A 23597-nucleotide genomic window follows, 5' to 3' on the forward strand; every position below is an offset into this window, starting at 1 on the left:
TATCAAGACTCAGAAGCTCCAGCGAATACCCAAGGTGCCTGCCCAAGGGTCATAGCCGGCCGCCACGCTCGGGTAATCTTCGCTGAGCAGCGAGAAACCCTGGGTGGAGTGGCTGTTGTTGTTGATGTGGGACACATAGGTATACAGCTGGGTATTAGGGTTGAACGAGTAGATGTAGCCGGCATGAGCCGCCCAGGCCCGGGCGCCGGCTGCGCCGATACGCTGAGAAACGCCGAAGGTCAGGTCATTGTGCTCGTCGAGGACGATCCTGGCATTGACCATCTTCGCCGAGGCGAACCAGCGTGCGTCGGTATCACGCTCGGTATACATGTAGTTGGCGCCCCAGATCACACCGCCCCACTGGTAGTTGCCCGACACCACGTGGGTCGTCTGGGTATACAGCTCGCTGCTGGTTTCGGTGGGGGCCGACTCATGGCGGTTGAAGCCATAACCCAGCTTGGTGAAGCCATTGCGATAGCGCACGTTGAAGCCACTGGTGCGATTCTGATTGGGGCCGTTTTCGATGCTGGAATTGCCGTAGGAGTAACCCAGCTCGGTGGAAAACCCGTTCACTTCAGGCGAGCGGTAACGCACCGTGGTGTCGTAGAAACCGCCGGTGCCGCTTTTGCCCAATACCGCGGTGTGCTCCAGGCTCATGATCGCCGCCATGTTCGACAACCCGTACAAGGCCACGTCCGAATCCAGGAACACCCAGTAGATTGGCATGTACAGGCTCCCCATGGCCACCGAGCCGAACGGGCCACTCACGCCCGCGCCATAGCCACGGTTGGTCGAGACCTGCCCGCCCTTCCAGATCCTGCGCAGTACCAGCCCGCGCTCGCCAAACGCCTGCAGGGTGTAACCGCTGTCGCCCAGGGCATAGTCAAGCTTTACCCCGAAGCGCGAGGCCTGCAGGTTGCCGTCCGAGACCATGGTGTGGTCGGGGGCGGTCTTGCTGAACGAGCCCGTCTGCACGTTCAGATCGAGAATACCGTAGGGGTTGATGCTGAGGTTGCCGGCCTTCCACACGATCGGCTCGGCATGACTGGGCAGCGCGCAGACGCTGGCCAGCAGGGTGAAGCCAAGGACACGTTGATTCTTGTTATTCATGTCAGCAGCGCTCTTTCATGGCCGCAGTGGGCCGACGCGCCTGCCAAGGCAGGCGCGCATTGGGACAAATCCAGGTAGCCGTGCCGGATCAGAGCACGGTCAGGCTCTCGAACAAGGCTTGCCAGCGGCTGCCCACCCGGCTGAACACCGGCGGTTGCCCCAGTGGCGCCGCCACCTCGACACGCTGGCCGCCCTCGAAGCGCTCGCTGCTCCACCAGTGCTGCCAGGTCTCGCCAGCCGGCAGGTAGACGCTCCAGTGCGTTTTACCCTCGGCATGCACGGGGGCCACCAACAGATCGCGCCCATACAGGTACTGGTCCTGGACGCCATAGCAGCCGGTGTCCTGTTCGTGATGCAGGAACAGTGGCCGCTGCAATGGCAGGCCGCTGGCCTGGGCTTCATCCATCAGGCTTTCGACATAGGGTTTCATGCCGGCGAACAGCCGAGTCATGCGGGCAAAGTGCGCCAGGGTGGCCGGGTCTTGCCAGAACTGCAGGTTCTGGTCCGGGCGGTTGCCTTCGTGCGTGCGCATCACCGGGGTGAACGCCGCCATTTCCGCCCAGCGCTGGAACAGCTCGGCGGTACGGCAGTTGCCATAAAGGCTGGTGTAGCCACCGATATCACTGTGGTGATAGGCATTGCCCAGCAGGCCTGAAGACAATGCGCCACAGATCACTGTCTGCAGGCCATCGTGGCGGCTGAAATCGACCGACTGGTCACCCGCCCAGAGCAACGGGCAGTGCGCCTGCACGCCGCTGTACCCGGCGCGCATGAAGAACAGCGCATCCCCCGTGCGCCCAGCCGCGGCAATGGCGCGGGCATTGACCTCGGCCCAGCGCACCGGCCAGGCATTATGTTCGAGCATGGGGTCGGCACCGCCGGCCAGCTTGACATCGATCGGCAGGTACTCGCCAAAGTCCGCCATCCAGCCTGACAGCCCCTTGTCGATCATTTCCTGACCGATGATCCGGGTTTCGAACCACTGCGCCGCCGCCGGCAGGGTGAAATCGACCACCCCACAGAGGAACTCGCCGAAGTCGACCAGGTAGGTAGCGCCCTCGGCAGTGGTGGCCAGGTAGCCAGCTGCCTGGGCTTCGGCAAACAGTGGACCGTCATTGCACAGGTAAGGGTTCACGTAGCCGAGGAAACGCAATCCGCGCTCATGCAGGCTGCCGACCCAGGCCTGGTGGTCCGGGTAGCGCTCGGCGTTCCACTGCCAGTCCCAGAACAAGCGCTTGCCGAACGAGGTGATGCGCAACCCTTCCCAGTCTTCGCACCACAGTGCGCTGACTTTCGCACCCTCTTCGAGCGCGGTCTTCAGGTGCTGCTCCGCATGCTCTCGGCCGTTCTTCAGGCCGAGGATCGCCCCGTCGAGCACCCACTCCGGCAGCCGTGGCTGGCGGCCGAAATAGCGGCTCAACGCACCGACCAGATCGATGTAGCTGTCGCCGACGAAGAATTCCAGCGCCTCCGGTATCGCCCACACCTGCAGCTCGTGGAAATCGCCCTGGCGGAAGTCGAAATCGGCATAGGCGCAGGTGACCAGGTGCGCGCAATAGCGGCGCGAGGACATGAATGTCGGTTGCGGGTAATTGGTGTGGTAGTAGTCACCACCGGCATTGGCTTCGTTGTCGGCCTGCAAGGTCAGCCAGGTCGATTTGTCCCGGCCTACGCCCGGCTCGGAAGTCCACAGCGGGAAGTTGCGTCCGCGCAGGTTCAGATAGGACATCTGCTCGCCGCAGCCCCAGACCTGCTCATCCGCTTCGGCCGGCAGACGCAGCCACAGGCGGTTGCAACCTGGCTGCGGCGCCTGCATGAGCAGGCGCACGCGCTCGCCCTGGCAGTCCAGGCGCAGGGTCAGCAGCAGCGGCCCCTCGGCCCAGGCGCGCAGCTCGATCAGACCCGCCTGCGCATCGAGCCGGGCGTGGCGCAGGGCAACCCGCTCCTGCACGTAGTCACGGATGCGGAAATTGCCGCGCTGCATTTCAATATCGGCCTCGCCGAAGCCGGCAAACACCGCCGGCTGCAGCGGGCTGTGGCACCACAGCAGGCGCCCGTCCACTTCCAGGCGGATCTGCTCACCTGCCTGGTGCAGGTTCACGTTCTGGGGGATGGATACGCTATTCATCGTGGGTTGGTCTCATAGTCAGGCAGGGCATGGGTGACAGTCAGGTGTCGAAAACGGCGGCGGCACAGGGCAACGCCGGCAAAGGCCAGCAGCCAGGTCAGCGCCAGCAGCGGCAGGTAGAGGCCGGAAGGTCCGCCGACACGGGCGACCCCCAGCGGTGAGAAGGTCAGGTAGATGGAAACCAGGGCTGCGAACAGCACCACACTGAAACTGCCGGCATGTCGCCATGGGGTAAGGTCCACGGTGCGCGCTGGGGTCGGCGAGACATACGGGGTAGCGCGGTCGAAGTGCTTGCGCAGCAGCACCAGCAAGGCCATCTCGATGGCGAACATGATGCCCATGACATGGATGAAGCTGATGCCCAGGCGTGTGTCGATCTTCAGCCCCAGCACCAGCACCGCGTAGCACACCGCATGCAGGCCAAGCACCAGTTTCGCCGGTGTCGCACCGCCACGGGCGCTGAAGAAACCGAACAGCATGATGGCAATGATCGGCATGTTGAAGAAGCCGGTGAAGCGGCGCAGTACCGCATAGATGCCTTCCGGGGTGTACATCAGCATCGGTGCCACCACCAGCGACACCAGTGCCGCAATCACACTGACGCGTTTGCCGAAGCGCACCAGCGCCTCGTCCGAGGCCATGGGCCGGATCGACTTGTAGAAGTCATAAGTCAGCAGCGTGGCCGTGCCATTGATGATCGCGTTGAAATGGCTCATCACGGTGCCGAAGATCACCGCCACGAAGAACCCTTTCATCCACCAGGGCATCAGCGCCGCGACCAGTGCCGGATAGGCCAGGTCCGAGTTGGCCAGTGGCTGGTCGCGGAACAGGTGCCAGGCGATCACCCCAGGCATCAGCATGGCCAGCGGCACCAGCAGCTTCAGGCAACCCGACAGCAGCACGCCCTTCTGGCCCTCGGCCAGGTTTCGGGCGGCCATGCTCTTCTGCACGATGGCCTGGTTGGTGCACCAGTAGAACAGGTTGGCGAAGATCATCCCGGTGAACACCGCGCCGAACGGCACCTTGTCTTCACTGCCGCCAATGGCGTTGAGCTTCTGTGGGTTGTCGTGCAACAGGGTCTGAGCACCGGACAACACGTCACCCTGCCCCAGCGTCCACAGGCCGATGATCGGAATCAGTATCACCACCACCAGCAAGCCGATGCCGTTGATGGTGTCTGACACCGCCACCGCCCGCAGCCCGCCCAGCACCGCATAGGCGGCGCCGATCACCCCGGTTGCGACGATCAGCAGGCTGATGGTGGCCGGGTAGGACCAGCCGAGAATGCCCTGCAGGTCGAAGATCTGGTTGAAGGTGATCGCCCCCAGGTACAGCGAGGCCGGGTTGAGCACCAAGGTGTAGGTGGCAACCATCAGCGCGCTGACCACCCGGCGCGTGGTGCGGTCGTAACGCTTCTCGATGAACTCCGGCAGGGTCGAAAAGCCGCCGCGCAGGTAGCGTGGCAGGAAGAACAGGGCCAGGGCGATCGTCGAAACGGCAGCAGTCGCTTCCCAAGCCATGGAACTTAGGTTGTGGGCGTAAGAGTCACCATTGAGGCCGACCAGTTGGTCGATCGACAGGTTGGTAAGCATCATCGAGCCGGCAATGAACCAGCCATTGAGGCCGCCGCTCGCCATGAAGTAACCATGGGCGCCGACGTCCTTGGCCTGGCGGGTGAACCGATAGGAGATCACTGCAACCAGCACAGTGAAAAACAGCATGCTCAGGAAGGTAAAAAGGGAAGTGCTCATTTTTATATTTGTTCTCCAACGCGGGTTGGGCAGCGTTGCAACGGCAAAATCGCAGCGCTGCAAAATTACCCGATGAGCTTATCGCAGGCAAAATCGTAGCGCTACGATTTTATTCGAAATGACACACTGATTTTCGAAAACGAACACCTGTGGGTCAACGAGGCGCTTTTGCGATTGACTTGGCATCGCCGCGCTCGCATGCTTTTGCCTTCGAAAAATGAGGTGGCGATGAGCGACAGATCAGACAGCGAAATCAGCATCGGCGAAGCACGCCGCCCCCGAGCCAGCCGGGTGACCATGGGTGTGGTTGCTGAACAGGCCAAGGTGTCCCCCAGCACGGTTTCGCTGTTTCTGCGTGATCCCGAAGCGGTCTCCAGCAAACGTGCAGAGCGAATCCGCCAGGCCATCGCCGACACCGGCTACACCATCAACCGTCTGGCCGGCGCACTGGCAGGCAACCACAGCCGGACAGTCGCCGTGATCGTGCCCTCGATGGTCAACGCGTTCTTCTCGGAAACCCTCAGCGCCATGCAGGAAGTGTTCGAGAGCCGTGGCTACCAGCTGCTGATCGGCAACAGCGACTACGACCCGGAACGTGAGCTGGAACTGCTGCGCGCCCACTTGTCCTGGTCGCCGTCGGCCCTGGTCGTCACCGGCAGTGACCACACTGCCGCCCGCCCGCTGCTCGAAGCCACCGGCATTCCGGTGGCACAGATGTGGGAGCTGGGCAACGACCCGTTCCACCTGCAAGTCGGCTTCTACCACGAGGCCGTCGGCGCGGCCCTGGCCGAGCACTTGTATGCCCAGGGGTTGGAGCGTTTCGTCTATGTCGGCACGCGCATGCACCTCGACCACCGCGCCCGTCAGCGTGCCGAAGGGTTCACTGCGTGGCTGGCCGACAAGGGGCAGACCGCGCAAGTGATCGCGCTGGAACAGAACACCTCGCAGGCCGAGCTCAGCGAGGTGTTCGATGAAATCGCCCGCCACGGCGACGGGCCACAAGGGCTGTGCTGCTCGAACGATGTGCTGGCCATCGCGGCACTGTTCGAAGCCCAGCGCCGCGGCATTGCCGTGCCGGAACAACTGGCGATCGCCGGCTTTGGCGACCTGCCACTGAGCAAGCTCAGCGCGCCGCGCCTGACCACCGTACGCCCCTACCCTGCCGAGATCGGGCGGACCGTGGCCAGCCAGCTGTTGACCTGGATTGAAGCGGGCACCCTCCCCGATCAACCCCAGGTCGTTGACCTGGGCTTCGAGTTGGTCGTGCGCGAGAGCAGTGTGCGCCAGTAACAGGCGCACGCAGTACCACCCGCCAGGCTAAGCGGCCACCAGCACCTTGCCGATCAGGCTCGCGCCTGCCAGCAGCAACAGGCCGAACACCGCCAGGCGCAGCACCCGCGGTGAAATGGCCAACGGGTGGCGGCGCATCCACCAGGTCAGCAGGAACACGATCGGCAATGCCTCCAGCGCGAGGTAGCCCGCCTGCAGCTCGAACCGGTGTGTCGCCACCACCACGCTCAGGCGCATCAAGGCATTGACCGCGAACACCACGATCAGCGTGTCGCGGATGACCTGCACGGCCAGTGGCTGGCGATAGAGCTGGTAGACCAACGGCGGCCCGGCGCTGGAAAACAGCCCGCCCATCACCCCGGAAACACTGGCATAAAAGGCGAAACCAACCCGCCCCGACATCTGCTGGCGACCTTGGGACTGCAGCACCAGCATGAAGCTGCAGACGATGATGGTGATGCCGAGGATGATCTCCAGCAGGTCTCGCTCATGCGTACCCAGCAATGACAGCAACTGCACGCCTCCCACGACGCCCACCAGGCTGCAGGTCAGCACCAGCAGTACGAGGCGGCGCGGCAGCTCCGGCCACTTGCGCACCATGACCAGCGCGTTGGCCAGTGTCAGAATCGAGCTCACGTTCGCCACGGTTTCCATGGGCGCCAGGCCTAACATGCCCGTCAGCCCCAGCAACAACAGGCCGAAAGCAAAGCCGGTGGCGTTCTGGGCAAAGGTGGCGACGACGACACACAACATGAAACCAAAATGCTGCCACAGCTCCATCACTGCGCGCCCTCACGCACCGGGTGCAGCACCCGGCCGGTGGCAAACAGCGCTGCCAGGTTGGCAAGCACCCTGTCGGCCATGGCCTGACGTGTTTCCTGGGTGCCACTGGCCACATGCGGCGACAGCACAACCGTATCCAGTTCACGCAAGGCGGCAGGCACGTGCGGCTCATCCGCAAACACGTCCAGTGCCGCCCCGGCAATCCGGCCGTTGCTCAGCGCCTCGATCAGGGCAGGCTGATCCACTACCGAGCCCCGCGCCACGTTGACCAGCATCCCATTGGCGCCCAGTGCCTCCAGCACCTGCTGGTTGACCAGCCCGTCGGTGGCAGTGCCACCGGGCACAGCCAGCACCAGGAAATCACTACGCTCGGCCAGTGCCAGCAACGACTCGTGGTAGGCGTATGCCAGCTGCGGCTTTGGCCTACGGCTCGAATAGCTCACCTGCATGCCAAAGGCGCTGGCACGCCGGGCAATGGCCTGGCCGATCGGCCCCATGCCAAGGATGCCGCACCTTTTGCCGCCCAGCGCGGTGGTCAGACCAAAGCGCTCTGCACCCCAGCGCCCGGCTCTGACGAAGCGGTCAGCCACCACCACTTGCCGGGCGACGGCCAGCAGCAGGGCCATGGCGGCGTCGGCCACGCAATCGTTGAGCACATCCGGTGTGTTACTGACCTGGATACCCCGGGCGCTGGCTGCTTTCAGGTCGACGGCGTCGGTACCCACACCGAAGCAGACGATGGCGCGCAAGGCCGGTAACTGCTCGATCAGGTTCGCGCTGGCACCGTGCACTCCCGTGGTCACCACCGCCTGCACGTGTGCGCCCTGCTCGGCCAGCAGCGCGGCAGGCGAATCGCAGCGCCACAGATCCAGTAGCCGATAGTGCTGCTCAAGCTGTGACTGCAAGGCAGGCAGCAGTGGGCCAACGGTCAGCACCCACGGTCTTGCATCAGACATCACGATTCTCTCTCTTGCCAGGTATAGCTGCGGTCAGTTCAAGGCGACGCAGCGGGCCTACCACCACCAGGTAACTGAACATCGCCAGCAGCGCATTGGCCGCAACGAACACCAGTGCCATGTTGAACGAACCGGTGGCCTGCACGATGAAGCCAATGATGATGGGGGTGGTGATGCCACCGATGTTGCCGAAGGTGTTGAACAGCCCGGCCGTCACCCCTCCGGCCTGCCGTGGCGCGGCGTCGGCCATGACCGCCCAGCCCAGTGAGGCGAAGCCTTTGCCGAAGAAGGCGAACGCCATGATCGCAATGACCATCCAGGGCAAGGACACGTAGTTGCAGATGATCATGCTGGTGGAGGCCAGCAGCCCGACGATGATCGGCACCTTGCGCGCCAGGCTCAATGAGCCGGTCTTGCGCATGATGCCGTCGGAACAGAGGCCGCCAAGCAGGTTGCCGACGAAACCGCAGATCGCCGGGATCGAGGCCAGGAAGCCGGCCTGCAGGATCGACATGCCGCGCTCCTGCACCAGGTAGATCGGGAACCAGGTGGTGAAGAAATAGGTAATGGTGGAGAAGCAGTAGTGGCCGATGTAGATCCCCACCATCATCCGGCTGGTCAGCAACCCCTTGAGGATCGCAGGCAGTTTCAGTGCGCCGTCGGCTTTGCGCTGCTTGCCGAGGTGGGCATCCATGTCGACCACCGCACCGCCTTCACGCAGGTAGTCCAGCTCGGCCTGATTGATACGCGGGTGTTCCAGGGGCGAATGCACCTTGCGTACCCAGACCCAGGCCATGATGAACCCCAGCACGCCCATCATCAGGTACACCGAACGCCAGCCATAGGCGTGGATCAGCCAGCCGCTGATCGGCGCGAACAGCACGATCGCGAAATACTGGCCGGAGTTGAAGATCGACGAAGCCGTGCCCCGCTCACTGGCCGGGAACCATGAGGCGACCATCCGGCTGTTGCCCGGTGCCGCAGGCGCTTCGGCCAGGCCCACCAGAAAGCGCAGGGCAAAGAATGCCGTCACCACCAGGCTGACGTTCGAGCCGCCGTTGAACGCCTGGACCAACGTCAGCAGCGACCAGCAGAAAATGCTGACGGCATAGGTGCGCTTGGAACCGTAGCGGTCCAGCAGCCAGCCACCGGGTAACTGGCCCAGCACATAGGCCCAGGCGAACGCCGAGAATATCCAGCCCATCTGCACCGGGCTGAGCGCGAACTCCCCCTGGATGGCGGAGCCGGTGATCGACAGGATGCCGCGGTCGCCGTAGTTCAGCGTCGACACGAGGAACAGGATGAGAATGATCCAGTAGCGCGTGCGTGAAGGCGTCGCTGTTGCCGCGGTGCTGGCCGCGACGTGGCCGGAAATGGGTGCCTGATTCATCGAGAGTCCTTCCGGCGCGCGATGGCGCCGGTTTGTTGTTCTTGTAGGGATGCTCAATCGGCTACCGCAACACGGAGGTAGCCTGCGCTGGGTGCAACGGTAGCGGTCAGTAGGCTGTCGCTACCGCTTCGGGCGCCTGGCGGCCTTTCAGGGCGACCAGCAGTTCATTGGCCTTGCTCATCATCATCGCCATATCCGAGGCCACGGCGGCGAAGGCGTAGCCCTGCTCCAGGTAGCTGCCGACCAGCTCCGGCGTGCCGCCGACGATGCCGATGGGCATGCCGATGGCTTTGCAGCGCACGATCGCATCGCTGATCATGGCCTGGATATCAGGGTGCGCCGGGTTGCCGATATGGCCACAGACACTGGACAGGTCACCTGGGCCGAGGAACAGCGCATCGACACCCGGCACGGCTGCGATTTCCTCGAGGTTGGCCAACGCGGTGGCGGTCTCGATCTGCAGGATGCAGCACACCGAATCATTGGCCTGCTGGCCATAGCCCTTCCAGGTGCCGTAGCGGCTGGCGCGGTGCACGGCTGCGAAGCCGCGGGTACCCATCGGTGGATACTTGACCGCGCTGACTGCTGCTCTGGCCTGCTCGGCATTCTCCACGAACGGCACCATCACATTGGTCGACCCCAGGTCCAGTGCGCGCTTGAGCAGCACCGGATCATTGGCGGCCACTCGCACGATCGGCTGCGCACCGGTGTATTGGATGGCCTGCAGGATGTGCCAGAGGTCGCGGAACTCGATCGGTACGTGCTCCATGTCCACGAGCAGCCAGTCGAAGCCTGCGTAACCCAGCGCTTCTGCCGTGCTGGGCGATGCAGACATGAGCCACGTACCGAGCGGTGCAGATTGGCGTTTCAGCAGAGGGGTGAAGGTGGGGGGCGTGACAGCAGTGGACATGGCGACCTCCTGAGGGTTGATCAACCAGCGCTACGAAGCAAAATCGTAGCGCTACGATTTATCCAGAGAGCCTACTGGATTATTAATCGCAGCGCTACGATTTTATCCGCTTGGCTCCTCTGAACCCGTGTCAGACGCCCGAAATTTGGAGGGCCAGAGGTCAGTACGAGCCAGCCGGAACCTGTCACTCGCCTTCACAGTCAATGTTCACAGATAACGGTGAGCATCGGCTTTGCCTGATAGCGGGGCTTGCCATTGCCAATCACGCATTTGGCTTGTCCGAGGTATCGTGCTTGAACACAAAGCCCCTCCCCTCACAACGGCGCGCTCTGGACTGGCTGAACTTCTTCTTGGCCGACGTGCGCGACGGGCTCGGCCCTTACCTGGCCATCTACCTGCTTGCCGTGCACCATTGGCAACCGGCCGAAATCGGCCTGGTGATGAGCCTGGCGGGCATCACGGCATTGCTGGCGCAAACGCCAGCCGGAGCGCTGATCGACAGCACCAAGGCCAAGCGCGCAGTGGTGGTCGCCGCCGCCCTGCTGGTGACCGGTAGTTGCCTGCTACTGCCGTGGCTATCGTCATTCGCTGCAGTGGCCATTACGCAGGCGGTCGGTGCCCTGGCGGGTTCGGTATTCGCGCCGGCAATCGCCGCCATCTCGCTGGGCATCAGCGGCCCCAAGGCATTCACACGCCGAGTGGGCCGCAACGAAACGTTCAACCACGCCGGCAATGCCTGCTCGGCCTTGCTGGCAGGAGGGTTGGCCTACCTGTTCGGCCCGGTGGTGGTGTTCTACCTGATGGCCTTCATGACCGTGGCCAGCATCGTGGCCGTGGCCCAGTTAGACGCCGCAGCCATCGACCACCAGTTGGCACGTGGCCTCGACCACGGCCCCGGGGGTGATGAGCACCCTGCCGGGTTGAAGCTGCTGCTGCACAACCGCACCCTGCTGGTATTCGCCGTGTGTTGCGCGCTGTTCCATCTGGCCAACGCGGCGATGCTACCGCTGGTAAGCCAGAAGCTGTCGCAGATTGATCTGCGCCTCGCCACGCCGCTCACCTCTGCCTGCATCGTCGCGGCGCAGTTGGTGATGGTGCCGATGGCGTTGCTGGTAGGGGCCAAGGCCGAGCATTGGGGACGCAAGCCGTTCCTGCTGGCCGGCTTTCTCATCCTGCCGCTGCGAGGTGTGCTTTACATGGTTTCCGACAACCCGTTCTGGCTGGTGGGTGTGCAACTGCTCGACGGCATCGGCGCGGGCATTTTCGGTGCGTTGTTCCCGATCGTGGTCAAGGACTTGACCGAAGGTACCGGACGATTCAATGTCAGCCTCGGCGCGCTGACGGCGGTATTCGGGGTGGGTGCTGCGTTGAGCCCTGGGATTGCCGGGCTGGTAGTCCAGAACGCTGGCTACGATACGGCATTCCTGACCCTGGCGGCCATTGCCGGGGCCGCCTTCATACTGGTGCTGGTAGCGCTTCCGGAAACCCTCCCAGGCGCTTCGCCGTCGCCCTCGTCTACGCCTAAGCCCAAGCCTGCTGGACACTGAACACCCCATGCCTGTCAGCGAAAATGCATCGATCATCTGGGCCGTCGCGGCCCGGGAAGCGGTGAAACTCATTCTGTTAAATTTCTGAGCCTTAACCCTACTTGTGCCTGATCAGCAGAAAACCAAGACTGACCATGTAAGGATTATTCCTTACCGTTCAATCTGTATATCCGGGAGAACGCTCATGCCTGCCATCCACGAAATCGCCACGTTGAGCTCAAAGGGGCAGGTCACACTGCCCAAATCCGCTCGCCAGCTTTTGGGCATTGACGCTGGTGGCAAGATTGCATTCGACGTACGTGGGGGTGAAATCGTGGTCAGCCGCGTAGAAACCACCCACGAAGACCCTGCCATCGGAGCGTTCCTGGGTTTGCTGGAGGCTGATATCCGAGGAGGCCGCAACCTCACCACTTTGCCGAAAGGCTTGGCGCAAACCATGCTCGCCAACGCAAATCACTGCGTAAACCTCGATGAAGATATCGATGGTGAGGTCGCGATCTGATGCTGCGACATGACTGGACACTGTTGTTCCATGAAGGCGTGACTTTACAGCTACGCAAATTGCAAGAAGCCGCCGCCCGGGCCGAGCAGAACGACCTGCAAGGTTTTGAGAGCAACGCCAACGCGGGCATTGAGCCATCTGATCATGGAGGCTGTGCCTGCCGACCCAGGCCGTGATGAGTTCCGCCAAGGCAACACGCTGGGCACCGCCTACAGACATTGGCGCCGCGCAAAAATCGGCAGGCGCTTTCGGCTGTTCTTTCGCTACGACTCAAGGTCCAAGGTCATCGTCTATGCATGGGTCAACGACGAAAATACCTTAGGTACAACCAAGGCCCGGGTGTGGCGCAAATGGGAAACCCTGTACAACCCGCAGAATAACGCGTCTTCTGCCCCCTCAAGGAATTGCTCATGCTGTATGTAGTCATGCTCGGTGGCCGCCACCCACGGGCCAGTATCGAGGTACACGATGTGCTGTTCGCGCAGGCAGATTCCCTGCAGCAAGCGTACCCGCAATTGCGCGAAGGCTGGTTCGGCAGCCGTGCAGGCCTGCACATCGACTCGTGGCTGGAAGTTGACGGTATCGATCACTACCGTGTCACGTTCAGCCAGCTGGCCCCAGGCCCGGATGACCCGCGGCTGTTCTTCATCAACCTGGGCGGCTACGAGCCGCAGGTATTTGGCGAGGCGCACCGCTACCTGCTGATAGTGGCGAGGGACAAGGCCCAGGCCAAGCAACTGGGCAAGCAACGCATGCAGGCTGGCGCAAGCCGCATACCGATGCAGTACTGGAAGTTGACGATTGCCTGCCAGTCGACCTGGTGGGCGGGCGCTATGTGCACTTGATCGAAGGTGAACATGGCGGGTCGCGTCAATACAGCGACTATATCCTGCTCTGAGGTTCGCACACCGCGCTAACGGCTGCCAGCTCGTGGAGCGGCACTGAACTGAGAGGATCATTTTTTTACGCCTTTTTTACGACCAGGCGGTTTACCTGAATGGATACTGATCGCGCGATGCTCAGGGATGGCATGCGCATCTATTCGACCGTGCAGAGAAACAGTTCGTGACCCAGACCGCCATCGCAGCAAACCACCCCCATCCCAGCAAAACTACCGGCATCGGCATGCTCGTCGCCGCCGTCGGTGTGGTCTACGGCGACATCGGCACCAGTCCGCTGTACACCCTCAAAGAAGTATTCGCAGGCCATTACGGCGTACAGGCCAACACCGCCGGGGTGCTTGGCGTGCTGTCGCTGGTGTTCTGGTCGTTGATCTGGGTGGTTTCACTCAAGTACGTGCTGTTCATCCTGCGGGCCGACAACCAGGGTGAGGGGGGCATCATGGCCCTGACCGCGCTGGCGCACCGTGCTGCGGCGCCCTACAAGCGGCTTGGCCAGATACTGGTGCTGCTCGGTCTGTTCGGCGCCGCGCTGTTCTATGGCGACAGCATGATCACGCCGGCAATCTCGGTGTTGTCGGCTGTAGAGGGGTTACAGCTCGCCTTTGACGGCATCGAGCACTGGGTCGTGCCGCTGTCAGTGGTGGTGCTGGTGGCGCTGTTCCTGATCCAGAAGCACGGCACCGCACGGATAGGTATCCTGTTCGGGCCGGTGATGGTGCTTTGGTTTGTGGTTCTCGGTGCGTTGGGCATCTATGGCATCGTGCAGCGGCCCGAGGTGCTGCAAGCGCTGAACCCGATTTGGGCGGTGAAGTTTTTCTTGCTTCATCCAGGTATGGGCGTCGCCATCCTTGGCGCGGTGGTACTGGCGCTCACGGGTGCTGAGGCGTTGTATGCAGACATGGGGCACTTTGGCCGCAAACCCATCGCACGCGCCTGGTTCATGCTGGTACTGCCCGGGCTGGTGCTCAACTACTTCGGCCAAGGCGCGCTTATCCTTGGCAATCCGCAAGCCGTCCGCAACCCGTTCTACCTGCTTGCACCTGAGTGGGCACTGCTGCCCATGGTAGGGCTGGCCACCCTGGCCACCATCATCGCCTCCCAGGCGGTCATTTCCGGCGCGTTCTCCCTGACGCGCCAGGCCATTCAGCTGGGCTATGTGCCGCGTATGTTCATTCAGCACACGTCCAGCGAGGAGCAAGGGCAGATTTACATCGGCATGGTGAACTGGGCGCTGATGGTCGGCGTAGTGCTGCTGGTAATCGGCTTCGAGTCATCCGGCGCGCTGGCGGCGGCCTACGGCGTTGCGGTAACCGGCACCATGCTGATTACCACCTTGCTGGCCTCGGCGGTGGTCCTGCTGCTGTGGAAGACGCCACGCTGGCTGGCGATTCCTGCATTGCTCATGTTCCTGCTGGTGGACAGCCTGTATTTTGCCGCCAACGCCCCGAAGATCCTCCAGGGCGGTGCATTCCCGGTGATCGCGGGCGTGGCACTTTTCATATTGATGACCACCTGGAAGCGGGGGCGTCGGATGATCGTCGAGCGGCTGGACGAGAGTTCACTGCCACTGGATCTGTTCATCGCCAGCCTGCAGGCTCAGCCGCCGCACCGGGTTAGCGGTACGGCAGTTTTCCTTTCTGCCCGGCCCGAAGCTGTCCCCCACGCGCTGCTGCATAACCTGCTGCACAACCAGGTGCTGCATGAGCAGGTGGTCTTGTTGACCGTGGTCTTTGAGGATGAGCCACGGGTCAGCGCTGGCCAGCGCTGTGAGGTCGAGGCATTTGGTGGGGGATTCTTCCGCATGAACCTGCACTTTGGCTTCATGGAGGAGCCCAACGTGCCGCTGGCGTTGAGCCGATGCCAGCAAGCTGAACTCCAGTTCGGCCCTATGCAAACGACTTATTTCCTGAGCCGTGAGACCGTCATCGCAGGCAAGCAGATGGGCATGGCGCGCTGGCGAGAGCACCTGTTCGCATTCCTGCTCAAGAATGCCAACAGCAATCTCAAGTACTTCCAGCTGCCGCTTAACCGAGTGATCGAGCTTGGCACTCAGGTCGAGATGTGAGATGCCTGCCTCAGCCATGACGCCATACGTACCCTACGACAAAGCGAAGGCAACGGGGCAACCCCCCGGGTCAAACGTCAAGGGCACCGCGATGCAAGGCGTTCAGCATGCGCGCGGCGTCAGCGCCTCCCTCGTCCAGCAGGCATAGCGGGATTCCGCCCAGGACGGGTTGCGAATCGGCCAGCCCCTCGCCTATCAAGGCCAGCGGGCATGCGATTTCCATCTGCAACGAGCGCAAGCGCTTGGCCAAGGCCGGGCTCACCGGCGCCTGGACTTTTATCACCAGTGCCGCAGGCTGCATGGCCGCACACACGATGGGGAGCTCTTCAAGTGGCTGCCCGCAACCGAGCACGTCGATGCGCTGTAGCTCGCTGCTCAACAGGAGCCCGGCGCACAACACACTGAGTTCGGCTTGCCCCTCGTTACCGGCCAGCAAAACCTGCGGCGCGTCGACCTGGTTCATCTGCAGACGCAGCAACAAGCGGGCGCGCAAGAACGTGTCGAGAAACAACCATTGGCTACGCTGGCCGGGCGCTGTACCTGAAGCCAGGTCATGCCACACTGGCATCAGCACTTCACGCAGCACGGTGGCCTTGGGCAGGAGTGTGAACAACTGACCATGGATCCCCTCCAGTGCCGGCCGATCGAATGCCTTGGTTGCACGCGCAACGGCCGCGCGCCAATCGTCAAAGGCCGAATGCTGCTGCACAGACGCCTCAGGCTGGGCGGCGAGCAGATCACCGACCTTGCTGACGGACAGGCCGTTTGCCGTCCAGCGCAAGATGTCGCGTATGCGCTGAACGTCCCGCGCCGTGTACAGGCGGTGGCCACCCTCGGTACGCTGCGGGCGTATCAACCCGTGGCGCCGCTCCCAGGCACGCAGGGTCACCGGATTGATGCCGGTCAAGCTGACAACATCGCGCATAGGTAGCAAATCGGGTGGGGTAGCGTCAGTCATAACGAGGGGATATCCGAGTGGTAGGCCATTCTAAACCCATATGCACCTTCTGCGGCGAGCCGCCTTGGTTCATCATGCAACAAACAGCGCCGATACCTTCTGCACAGAAGCTACGCTGCGCATATCGCATATGAAACGCCAGTAGGTGGGCCCTATGATCACCGCGAAACTCCTGCAACTGATGGTCGAGCATTCCAACGATGGCATCGTCGTCGCCGAGCAGGAAGGCACTGAAAGCATCCTGATTTACGTCAACCCCGCTTTCGAGCGCCTCACGGGCTATCGCGCCGACGATATCCTCTATCAGGACTGCCGTTTTCTTCAGGGCGAGGACCATGACCAGGAAGGACTGGCAAACATCCGCGAGGCGATCCGTGAAGGCCGCCCCTGCTGCCAGGTGCTGCGCAACTACCGCAAGGACGGGAGCCTGTTCTGGAATGAGTTGTCCATCACGCCCGTGTACAACGAAGCGGACCAGCTGACGTACTACATCGGCATTCAGCGTGACGTCACAGCGCAGATATTCGCCGAAGAAAAGGTACGCGAGCTGGAGGCTGAAGTGGCTGAACTACGCGGGCAACTGGGCCAGACCGAGGGCTGACAAAAACCTGTACAAGATTTTCTAGCTGTATAGATTAATGCTTGAGTTTCAGCTATACCTGTACAACAAACCCATTTTGTACAGGATTGCCTGGAGCCCAGCATGTCAGCATACCTACAGCAATTCGCCGAGCGCTTCGCCAGCCTCGATGGGGCTAACCTCGACACACTGGAAGAACTGTACAGCGAAGATGTCACCTTTCGTGACCCACTGCATCACATACAGGGGCTGCAGGCCCTGCGCGCCTATTTCGAGCAGTTGTATGCCAACGCCAGGGATATCCGCTATGCCATCACCAGCGCCGACGAGGTAAGGCCCGGGCAGGGCTACCTGCGTTGGACACTGCAGTTTTGCCACCCACGCCTGGCCCGGGGTCAGCCGATCACGTTGCAGGGGTGTAGCTGCCTGCATTGGCGCGACCGCGTGCATTTTCACCAGGACTATTTCGACGCCGGTGCCCTGCTTTACGAACACCTCCCCCTCATGGGTGGTGCAATCCGCTGGCTCAAAGGCAGGCTGGCATGAGCCGCTGCTGGTTGACCGGCGCAAGCAGCGGTATCGGTGCCGCACTCGCCCACATCCTGCTGGAGCAAGGCCACCAGGTTGCCTTGGGCGGGCGCCATGCCGATCGCCTTGCCCCTCTGGCCGAACAGTTTCCGGGGCAGGTATTACTGGCCATCGGCGATCTTGACAACCCGGAGCAGGTCGCCGCGATCGCCGAGCGGATCGAGCAAGCCTGGGGTGGGCTGGACATGGCCATTCTCAATGCCGGTACGTGCGAATACCTGGAGCCGGGCCACTTCGATCCTGCGTTGGTTGAGCGTGTAATGCGCACAAACCTGCTGGGTGTCAGCTACTGCCTGGCGGCGGCCGTGCCCTTGCTTCGCACCGGCCAGCGCCCCCACCTGGTGGTAATGGGCAGTTCGGTGACCTGGCTGGCCCTGCCCCGCGCCGGCGCCTACGGTGCGTCCAAGGCTGCGGTGCGCTACCTGGTGGAGTCACAGCGAATCGACCTGGCTCGCGAGGGGATCGCGGTCACCTTGGTCAGCCCTGGCTTCGTCGACACGCCACTGACCCGTCGCAACGATTTCCCCATGCCGCAGCTGTGGACTGCACAGCGCGCCGCGCGGCATATCGCCACGCGCCTGCCCCGGCAGCCTCTGGAAATCAACTTCCCCGGTCTTTTCACCCTGGTATTGCGCCTGTCAGGGGCGTTACCCGCGCGCCTGCGCTTGGCACTCGGCCAACGCCTCGCCCGTCATGAACAGGAATGATGATCCATGCGTATCGCAATCATCGGCAGTGGCATCGCGGGGCTGACCTGCGCCCATCTGCTGTCACGCAAGCACGAAGTAACGGTTTTCGAAGCCGAGCAATGGATCGGAGGGCACACGCATACCCTCGATGTGGTCTGGAAGGGCCAGCGCCATGCAATAGATACCGGCTTCATCGTGTTCAACGACTGGACCTACCCCAACTTCATACGCTTGCTTGACCGGCTCAAGGTCACCTCGCAGCCGACCGAAATGAGTTTTTCCGTGCACGACCCGATCACTGGGCTGGAATACAACGGTCACGATCTGAACACACTGTTTGCCCAACGCCGTAACCTGGTTTCCCCAAGTTTCTGGGGCATGATACGGGATATTCTGCGCTTCAACCGCCAGGCGCTGGCCGACCTGGACAACCAGCGCATCGATGCAGACACCACCCTGGGCGCCTACCTTCAGACACAGCGCTACGGGCAACGCTTCATCGACCACTACATCGTGCCGATGGGGTCGGCGATCTGGTCGATGTCGCGGGCAGACATGCTGTACTTCCCGCTTGAGTTCTTCGTGCGCTTCTGTCGCAACCACGGCTTGCTGTCGGTCAACCAACGTCCACAGTGGCGGGTAATTGAAGGCGGTTCACGCAGCTATGTCGCGCCGCTGTGCCGACCGTTTGCTGAACGCATACGGCTCAGCTGCAAGGTATCCCGGGTCAGCCGCGATGAGGGAGGCGTGACGCTGGTGAGCGCGGCCGGCAGCGAACGCTTCGACAATGTGGTGTTCGCCTGCCACAGCGACCAGGCTCTGGCCCTGTTGGAAACCCCAACCATGCAGGAGCGTGCGGTACTCGGCGCCATCGGCTACGCCAGCAACGATGTGGTGCTGCACACCGATACCCGCCTGCTGCCACGCCGCAAGAGCGCCTGGGCCAGCTGGAACTACCGCCTGGGCGGCCCAGAGCAAGCGCCCGCCGCGCTGACCTACAACATGAACATCCTGCAAGGTATCCAGGCACCGACCACCTTCTGCGTAAGCCTCAACCAGACCGCATTGATAGACCCGGCGCAGGTGATCGCGCACTTCCAGTATGCCCATCCGCAGTACAGCATTGCCGCATCCGCCGCACAGGCATGCCAAGCACAACTACAGGGCCAGCAGCACAGTTACTTCTGTGGTGCCTATTGGGGCAACGGCTTTCATGAGGACGGGGTGGTCAGCGCGCTGAAGGTGGCTGCGCACTTCGGAGAGCAATTGTGAACAGCAGCCTTTGCCTGGGCTGGATCAGCCACCGTCGGCTGACGCCGCGGCTGCATGCTTTCCGCTACCGGATTGGCATGTTCTACCTGGACCTGGACGAACAAACCTGGTTTATGGGCCTGTCACGCTGGCTTGGGCGCTGGCGCCTCGCGCCGCTGTGCTGGCGCGAGACCGACTACCTGCCAGCGCAGACCCGCCACGGTGAAACCCTGGCACAGGCCGCACGCTTGCTGGTGTGTCAGGCCACTGGGCATATGCCCGAAGGCCCGGTACGGCTGCTCACGCAACTGCGTTGCTGGGGGCTGTCGTTCAACCCGGTGAGCTTCTATTTTTGCCACGACCGCGACGGCTGCCTGACGGCAATCCTGATGGAGGTGCGCAACACCCCGTGGCGCGAGCGTTTTCATTACGTCCTGCCGGTGCAAGAAGACCTTGCCAAGCGGTTCACCGTGGCCAAGGCCTTCCATGTTTCACCGTTCATGCCGTTGGACATGGACTATCACCTGCGCTTTTTCCTGAGCGCGGACCATGTACGCATCCACATGCAGAACTGGCAAGACGGCCGCAAGGTGTTCGAGGCCGACCTCGCCCTGCACCGTCAGCCACTGGATGGAACCGCGCTACGCCGGTATGTCATGACCTTCCCATGGATGAGCCTGCGCACTGTCTCGGCCATCTACTGGCAAGCGCTACGCCTGTTACTCAAACGCACCCCCGTGCATGACCACACCACCCGCCAGAATGACCTGGCGCTCGGCCAACCTTGCGAGGACCCTGAAGATGTCAAATCCCACACTGAGCGTTAGCAAGTTCGCAGGCCTTGCCCCCTTGCTCGGCGGGCTGGCACGAAGCGCCGTGCTCGCCCAGTTGGGCAAGCTGCGCCACGGCCACCTGCGCCTGCTCAGCCACGGGCAGCAGTGGAGTTTCGGTGATGTCGACAGCCCGTTGCAGGCCGAGGTGGAGATCCTCGATGACGCCTCCTGGAGCCTGATCGCCGGCAATGGTTCGATCGGTGCTGGCGAGGCCTACATCCACGGCTATTGGCGAAGCCCCGACCTGGCGCTGGTGACCCGCCTGTTCGTCGCCAACCTTGAGGTGCTCGACGCGCTCGAGGGTGGCCTGGCCCGTTTCGGCCGCCCTGCCCTGCGGCTTCTGCACCGGCTCAACCGCAACAACAAACGCGGTGCCCGGCGCAATATCCTCGCCCATTACGATTTGGGCAATGCCCTGTTCGAGCGGCTGCTGGACCCCACCATGATGTATTCGGCGGCCCAATTCCAACATGCTGGGCAAACACTGGAGCAAGCCCAGTTGCACAAGCTGGAGCGCATCTGCCAGAAGCTTGAACTGCACCCCGACGATCACCTGCTGGAAATCGGCAGCGGCTGGGGCAGCCTGGCAATCCACGCGGCCACCCGTTACGGCTGCAGGGTCACCACCACAACGATCTCCGAGGCACAGTACAGCCATACCCTGGCGCGCGTTCAGGCCCTGGGGCTGGAGCAGCGCGTGAAGGTGCTGCGCGAAGACTACCGCGACCTGCAAGGCACCTTCGACAAACTGGTTTCGATCGAAATGATCGAGGCAGTCGGCCATCGTTACCTGCCTGTGTATTTCCGCCAGTGTGCCTCGCTCCTCAAGCCCGACGGCCTGATGCTGCTGCAGGCGATCACCATCCGCGACCAGCGCTACGCCCAGGCACGGCGCTCGGTCGACTTCATCCAACGCTATATTTTCCCAGGTGGCGCCCTGCCTTCGCTCAGCGTGTTGCTGGACACCGCCAGCCGCCACACCGCACTCAACCTGGTGCACATGGAGGATTTCGGCCAGGACTATGCCCTCACCCTGCAGCACTGGCGTGAAAACCTGCGCCAGGCGCGCACAGCACTGATGGACCTGGGCTACGACGACATGTTCCAGCGCCTGTGGGAGTTCTACCTGTGTTACTGCCAGGGCGGTTTCGAGGAGCGCACTATCGGCGTTGCGCACCTGCTGTGGGCAGCGCCACTGGCTCGGCGCGCCCCCTTGCCTGACGGTGCCTGATGCCCGGGCGCTGGCTGGTCGCCAATGCCGTCTGGTTGCAGGCTGGCTGGTGGATCTGCGTGCTGGGCGCCGAACGCCCCTGGCTATTGCTGCTGGTGATTGCAGGTGTGGTGGTGCACCTGCGCCTCTGCCCGGACGTTAACGCCGAGGTCAAGGCGCTGTTGCGCGTCTCCTTGGCCGGGTGTGTACTCGACAGCGCGCTGGGGGCGCTGGGCGTGTTCGGTTTCGACGCCTGGCCGCTGCCACTGTGGCTGGCGCTGCTGTGGCTGGTGCTGGCCAGCGGCATGCGCCACAGCCTGGCATGGGCCGGCAGGCGCTGGCAGCTCGGTGCGCTGCTGGGCGCACTGGGTGGCCCGCTGGCCTATGTAGGCGGTGCAAGATTTGCGGATGTCGCCCTGCCATTTGGCGCGCTGCAAACCGGCCTGCTACTGATGCCGATCTGGGCCTTGGCCCTGCCCCTGCTCGCGCGCCTCGCGGCGCGGCGCTGACCTGCGGCATCGCTCGGAGCAATAGCGCACCTGCTCCCAACAGCGAGCCCAGCGCTTGCGCCAGTTGAACGGCCGACCACACACCACGCAGACCTTGCTGGGCAAAAGGCTCTTTTTCATAGCGGCTGCTGCGCATCGAGCCGCGCCAACAGCGCCTGGCCACGCTGCCACACGGCGTCGCGCCGGCTAGCCGTCATACCATCAAGGCTGCGATAGACCAGGGTCAAACGCGGGTTCGTCGACAGCAGCGGACGATGGCGGATGAGAAAATGCCAGTACAGCGCATTGAACGGGCAGGCATCGTCCTCACTGACATGATCGACCTTGTAACTGCAAGCCTTGCAATGATCGGACATGCGCTGAATGTAACGACCACTGGCGCAGTACGGCTTGGACCCCAGGTAGCCGCCGTCGGCGTGCATCACCATGCCAAGCGTGTTGGGCAGCTCGACCCAGTCGAAGGCATCCATGTAAACCGCCAGGTACCACTCGCAAATCGCGGTGGGTAAGATACCGGCCAGCAAGGCGAAGTTGCCGGTCACCATCAGGCGCTGGATATGGTGCGCGTAGCCCAACCGCAGGGTCTGCCCGATGGCTTGCTCCATGCAGCGCATGCGGGTGCGCCCGGTCCAATAGAATTCAGGTAACGCTCGGTCGTTGCCCAGGTGATTGAGCCCGGCATACTCCGGCATGCGCAGCCAGTAGATACCGTGCACATACTCGCGCCAGCCGATCAACTGGCGAATGAAGCCTTCAGCTGCATTAAGCGGCACCCGCCCCTCGCGCCAGGCCTTGTCGACCTCCTCACACAGACATCGCACATCCAGAAGCCCAATGTTGAGCGCCGCACTGATGCGCGCATGGAACAGGTACGGCTCGCCCTCGGCCATTGCATCCTGGTAGTCGCCGAAAGCCGCCAGGCCAAAATCCAGAAAGTGCTGCCACAGCTGCTGTGCCTCGGCATGGGTCACGGGGTAGTCAAAGCCGTCGATGTCCCCGTAGTGGTCGCTGAAGCGCCGACGTACCAGGGCGACCACCGCTGCCGTGATCCCGTCCTGCGCAAAATGCGCAGCGAACGGCCCACGCAACTGGCGAGGTAATGGCTTGCGGTTGTCACCGTCAAAATTCCAGGCCCCACCTGCAGGGCCGTCGGCCTCCATCAGCAGGCCGGTTCGCTTGCGCATGCCACGGTAGAAGTGCTCCATACGCAGCTGACGACGCTCATGGGCCCAGCGCGCAAAGGCTTCGCGGGAGCACAGAAAACGCGTGTCGCGATGCCACACGAGGGGCAATGCGGCATCACGCAAAGCCTGCTCCAGGCGCCACTCCCCGCACTCGGTCAGGTGAATGTGCGTGGCGCCCAGTGCCTGTTGCCAGCGCTGCAATTCGCCCACGATGCTGCCGCTGTTGCCGTCAGCATCGAGCTCGACATACTGCACCTGCCAACCCCGTTCACGCAGGGCCTGGGCAAAGTGCCGCATGGCGCTGAAGATGAGCACGATCTTGAGCGGATGATGCGGCACGTAGCGGGCCTCACCCTCCACTTCCGCCATCAGAACAGCATCGCGGGCGGGATCAAGGGCAGCCAGGCTGGCCAGGTCGAATGACAGCTGGTCACCCAGCACAAGGCCCAGGCGCATCGTTC

At 62.7% G+C, this 23597-nt stretch carries 21 protein-coding genes and 2 pseudogenes; 13 read left to right on the top strand and 10 right to left on the bottom strand.

Annotated elements, in window-relative coordinates; all coding sequences use genetic code 11:
* Window positions 1-9 precede the first annotated feature (9 nt).
* From ACK1VC_RS07350 to ACK1VC_RS07360, 3 genes are all read right to left on the bottom strand, one after another.
* Complete coding sequence (locus ACK1VC_RS07350; RefSeq protein ID WP_023049493.1) at window positions 10-1110, bottom strand: porin; 1101 nt, start codon at window positions 1108-1110, stop codon at window positions 10-12.
* An 88-nt stretch (window positions 1111-1198) separates the two neighbouring features.
* On the bottom strand, window positions 1199-3238 hold the full coding sequence (locus ACK1VC_RS07355) for an alpha-glucosidase (protein WP_191087546.1): 2040 nt from the start codon (window positions 3236-3238) through the stop codon (window positions 1199-1201).
* The gene (locus ACK1VC_RS07360; protein WP_016486300.1) at window positions 3235-4989 is read right to left on the bottom strand and encodes a solute:sodium symporter family transporter; all 1755 of its coding nucleotides are present in this window, start codon (window positions 4987-4989) and stop codon (window positions 3235-3237) included. The genes ACK1VC_RS07355 and ACK1VC_RS07360 overlap by 4 nt, the downstream gene beginning before the upstream one ends.
* 228 nt (window positions 4990-5217) lie before the next feature.
* Here ACK1VC_RS07360 and ACK1VC_RS07365 point away from each other — a divergent pair, with 228 nt between their 5' ends.
* Window positions 5218-6279, top strand: coding sequence for a LacI family DNA-binding transcriptional regulator (locus ACK1VC_RS07365; protein ID WP_016486299.1), 1062 nt, complete (start codon window positions 5218-5220; stop codon window positions 6277-6279).
* Between the two features lie 27 nt (window positions 6280-6306).
* Here ACK1VC_RS07365 and ACK1VC_RS07370 read toward each other — a convergent pair whose 3' ends face one another.
* From ACK1VC_RS07370 to ACK1VC_RS07385, 4 genes are all read right to left on the bottom strand, one after another.
* Window positions 6307-7059: a TSUP family transporter gene (locus ACK1VC_RS07370; protein ID WP_023048304.1), complete on the bottom strand. Its 753-nt coding sequence runs from the start codon at window positions 7057-7059 to the stop codon at window positions 6307-6309.
* Window positions 7059-8018 carry a 2-hydroxyacid dehydrogenase gene (locus ACK1VC_RS07375; RefSeq protein WP_016486297.1) on the bottom strand — a complete coding sequence of 320 codons (960 nt, stop codon included), beginning with the start codon at window positions 8016-8018 and terminating at the stop codon, window positions 7059-7061. Before ACK1VC_RS07375 ends, ACK1VC_RS07370 begins: the two co-directional genes overlap by 1 nt.
* Window positions 8011-9408, bottom strand: coding sequence for an MFS transporter (locus tag ACK1VC_RS07380; RefSeq protein WP_095114978.1), 1398 nt, complete (start codon window positions 9406-9408; stop codon window positions 8011-8013). Before ACK1VC_RS07380 ends, ACK1VC_RS07375 begins: the two co-directional genes overlap by 8 nt.
* A gap of 106 nt (window positions 9409-9514) precedes the next feature.
* A complete protein-coding gene (locus ACK1VC_RS07385) occupies window positions 9515-10282 on the bottom strand; it encodes a 2-dehydro-3,6-dideoxy-6-sulfogluconate aldolase (RefSeq protein WP_033731983.1) in 768 nt (255 codons plus the stop codon).
* A gap of 239 nt (window positions 10283-10521) precedes the next feature.
* Between ACK1VC_RS07385 and ACK1VC_RS07390 the strand changes: the two genes are divergently transcribed.
* From ACK1VC_RS07390 to ACK1VC_RS07410, 5 genes and pseudogenes are all read left to right on the top strand, one after another.
* Window positions 10522-11865 carry an MFS transporter gene (locus ACK1VC_RS07390; protein ID WP_224372480.1) on the top strand — a complete coding sequence of 448 codons (1344 nt, stop codon included), beginning with the start codon at window positions 10522-10524 and terminating at the stop codon, window positions 11863-11865.
* A 184-nt stretch (window positions 11866-12049) separates the two neighbouring features.
* The gene (locus ACK1VC_RS07395; protein ID WP_096425982.1) at window positions 12050-12367 is read left to right on the top strand and encodes a type II toxin-antitoxin system PrlF family antitoxin; all 318 of its coding nucleotides are present in this window, start codon (window positions 12050-12052) and stop codon (window positions 12365-12367) included.
* A pseudogene (locus tag ACK1VC_RS07400) lies at window positions 12367-12688 on the top strand (type II toxin-antitoxin system YhaV family toxin); the annotation flags it as partial. The gene ACK1VC_RS07395 and the pseudogene ACK1VC_RS07400, both read left to right, overlap by 1 nt.
* 89 nt (window positions 12689-12777) lie before the next feature.
* Window positions 12778-13265, top strand: a pseudogene (locus ACK1VC_RS07405) (DUF1543 domain-containing protein).
* 227 nt (window positions 13266-13492) lie between these two features.
* The gene (locus tag ACK1VC_RS07410; protein ID WP_049870375.1) at window positions 13493-15334 is read left to right on the top strand and encodes a potassium transporter Kup; all 1842 of its coding nucleotides are present in this window, start codon (window positions 13493-13495) and stop codon (window positions 15332-15334) included.
* A 70-nt stretch (window positions 15335-15404) separates the two neighbouring features.
* Here ACK1VC_RS07410 and ACK1VC_RS07415 read toward each other — a convergent pair whose 3' ends face one another.
* Window positions 15405-16292: a MerR family transcriptional regulator gene (locus ACK1VC_RS07415; protein WP_191087545.1), complete on the bottom strand. Its 888-nt coding sequence runs from the start codon at window positions 16290-16292 to the stop codon at window positions 15405-15407.
* A gap of 154 nt (window positions 16293-16446) precedes the next feature.
* Here ACK1VC_RS07415 and ACK1VC_RS07420 point away from each other — a divergent pair, with 154 nt between their 5' ends.
* The 7 genes from ACK1VC_RS07420 (at window position 16447) to ACK1VC_RS07450 (ending at window position 21952) form a co-directional block, all read left to right on the top strand.
* Window positions 16447-16893: a PAS domain S-box protein gene (locus ACK1VC_RS07420; RefSeq protein WP_016486288.1), complete on the top strand. Its 447-nt coding sequence runs from the start codon at window positions 16447-16449 to the stop codon at window positions 16891-16893.
* Between the two features lie 102 nt (window positions 16894-16995).
* Window positions 16996-17418: a nuclear transport factor 2 family protein gene (locus tag ACK1VC_RS07425; RefSeq protein WP_016486287.1), complete on the top strand. Its 423-nt coding sequence runs from the start codon at window positions 16996-16998 to the stop codon at window positions 17416-17418.
* Window positions 17415-18167, top strand: coding sequence for an SDR family NAD(P)-dependent oxidoreductase (locus ACK1VC_RS07430; RefSeq protein WP_096425980.1), 753 nt, complete (start codon window positions 17415-17417; stop codon window positions 18165-18167). The genes ACK1VC_RS07425 and ACK1VC_RS07430 overlap by 4 nt, the downstream gene beginning before the upstream one ends.
* Before the next feature lie 6 nt (window positions 18168-18173).
* Entirely contained in the window at window positions 18174-19421 is a 1248-nt protein-coding gene (locus ACK1VC_RS07435; protein ID WP_449117931.1) for an NAD(P)/FAD-dependent oxidoreductase, read from the top strand.
* The gene (locus ACK1VC_RS07440) at window positions 19418-20227 is read left to right on the top strand and encodes a DUF1365 domain-containing protein (RefSeq protein ID WP_102688867.1); all 810 of its coding nucleotides are present in this window, start codon (window positions 19418-19420) and stop codon (window positions 20225-20227) included. The genes ACK1VC_RS07435 and ACK1VC_RS07440 overlap by 4 nt, the downstream gene beginning before the upstream one ends.
* Entirely contained in the window at window positions 20202-21464 is a 1263-nt protein-coding gene (locus ACK1VC_RS07445) for an SAM-dependent methyltransferase (RefSeq protein ID WP_024717788.1), read from the top strand. The genes ACK1VC_RS07440 and ACK1VC_RS07445 overlap by 26 nt, the downstream gene beginning before the upstream one ends.
* Entirely contained in the window at window positions 21464-21952 is a 489-nt protein-coding gene (locus ACK1VC_RS07450; protein ID WP_070086336.1) for a DUF2878 domain-containing protein, read from the top strand. Before ACK1VC_RS07445 ends, ACK1VC_RS07450 begins: the two co-directional genes overlap by 1 nt.
* On the opposite strand, the gene ACK1VC_RS07455 is transcribed toward ACK1VC_RS07450, so the two are convergent.
* A complete protein-coding gene (locus ACK1VC_RS07455) occupies window positions 21890-22072 on the bottom strand; it encodes a DUF2256 domain-containing protein (RefSeq protein ID WP_082421981.1) in 183 nt (60 codons plus the stop codon). The genes ACK1VC_RS07450 and ACK1VC_RS07455 overlap by 63 nt on opposite strands.
* On the bottom strand, window positions 22069-23592 hold the full coding sequence (locus ACK1VC_RS07460; protein ID WP_197884261.1) for a cryptochrome/photolyase family protein: 1524 nt from the start codon (window positions 23590-23592) through the stop codon (window positions 22069-22071). The genes ACK1VC_RS07455 and ACK1VC_RS07460 overlap by 4 nt, the downstream gene beginning before the upstream one ends.
* Between the last annotated feature and the right edge of the window lie 5 nt (window positions 23593-23597).

Source organism: Pseudomonas sp. XP2, assembly GCF_053557975.1.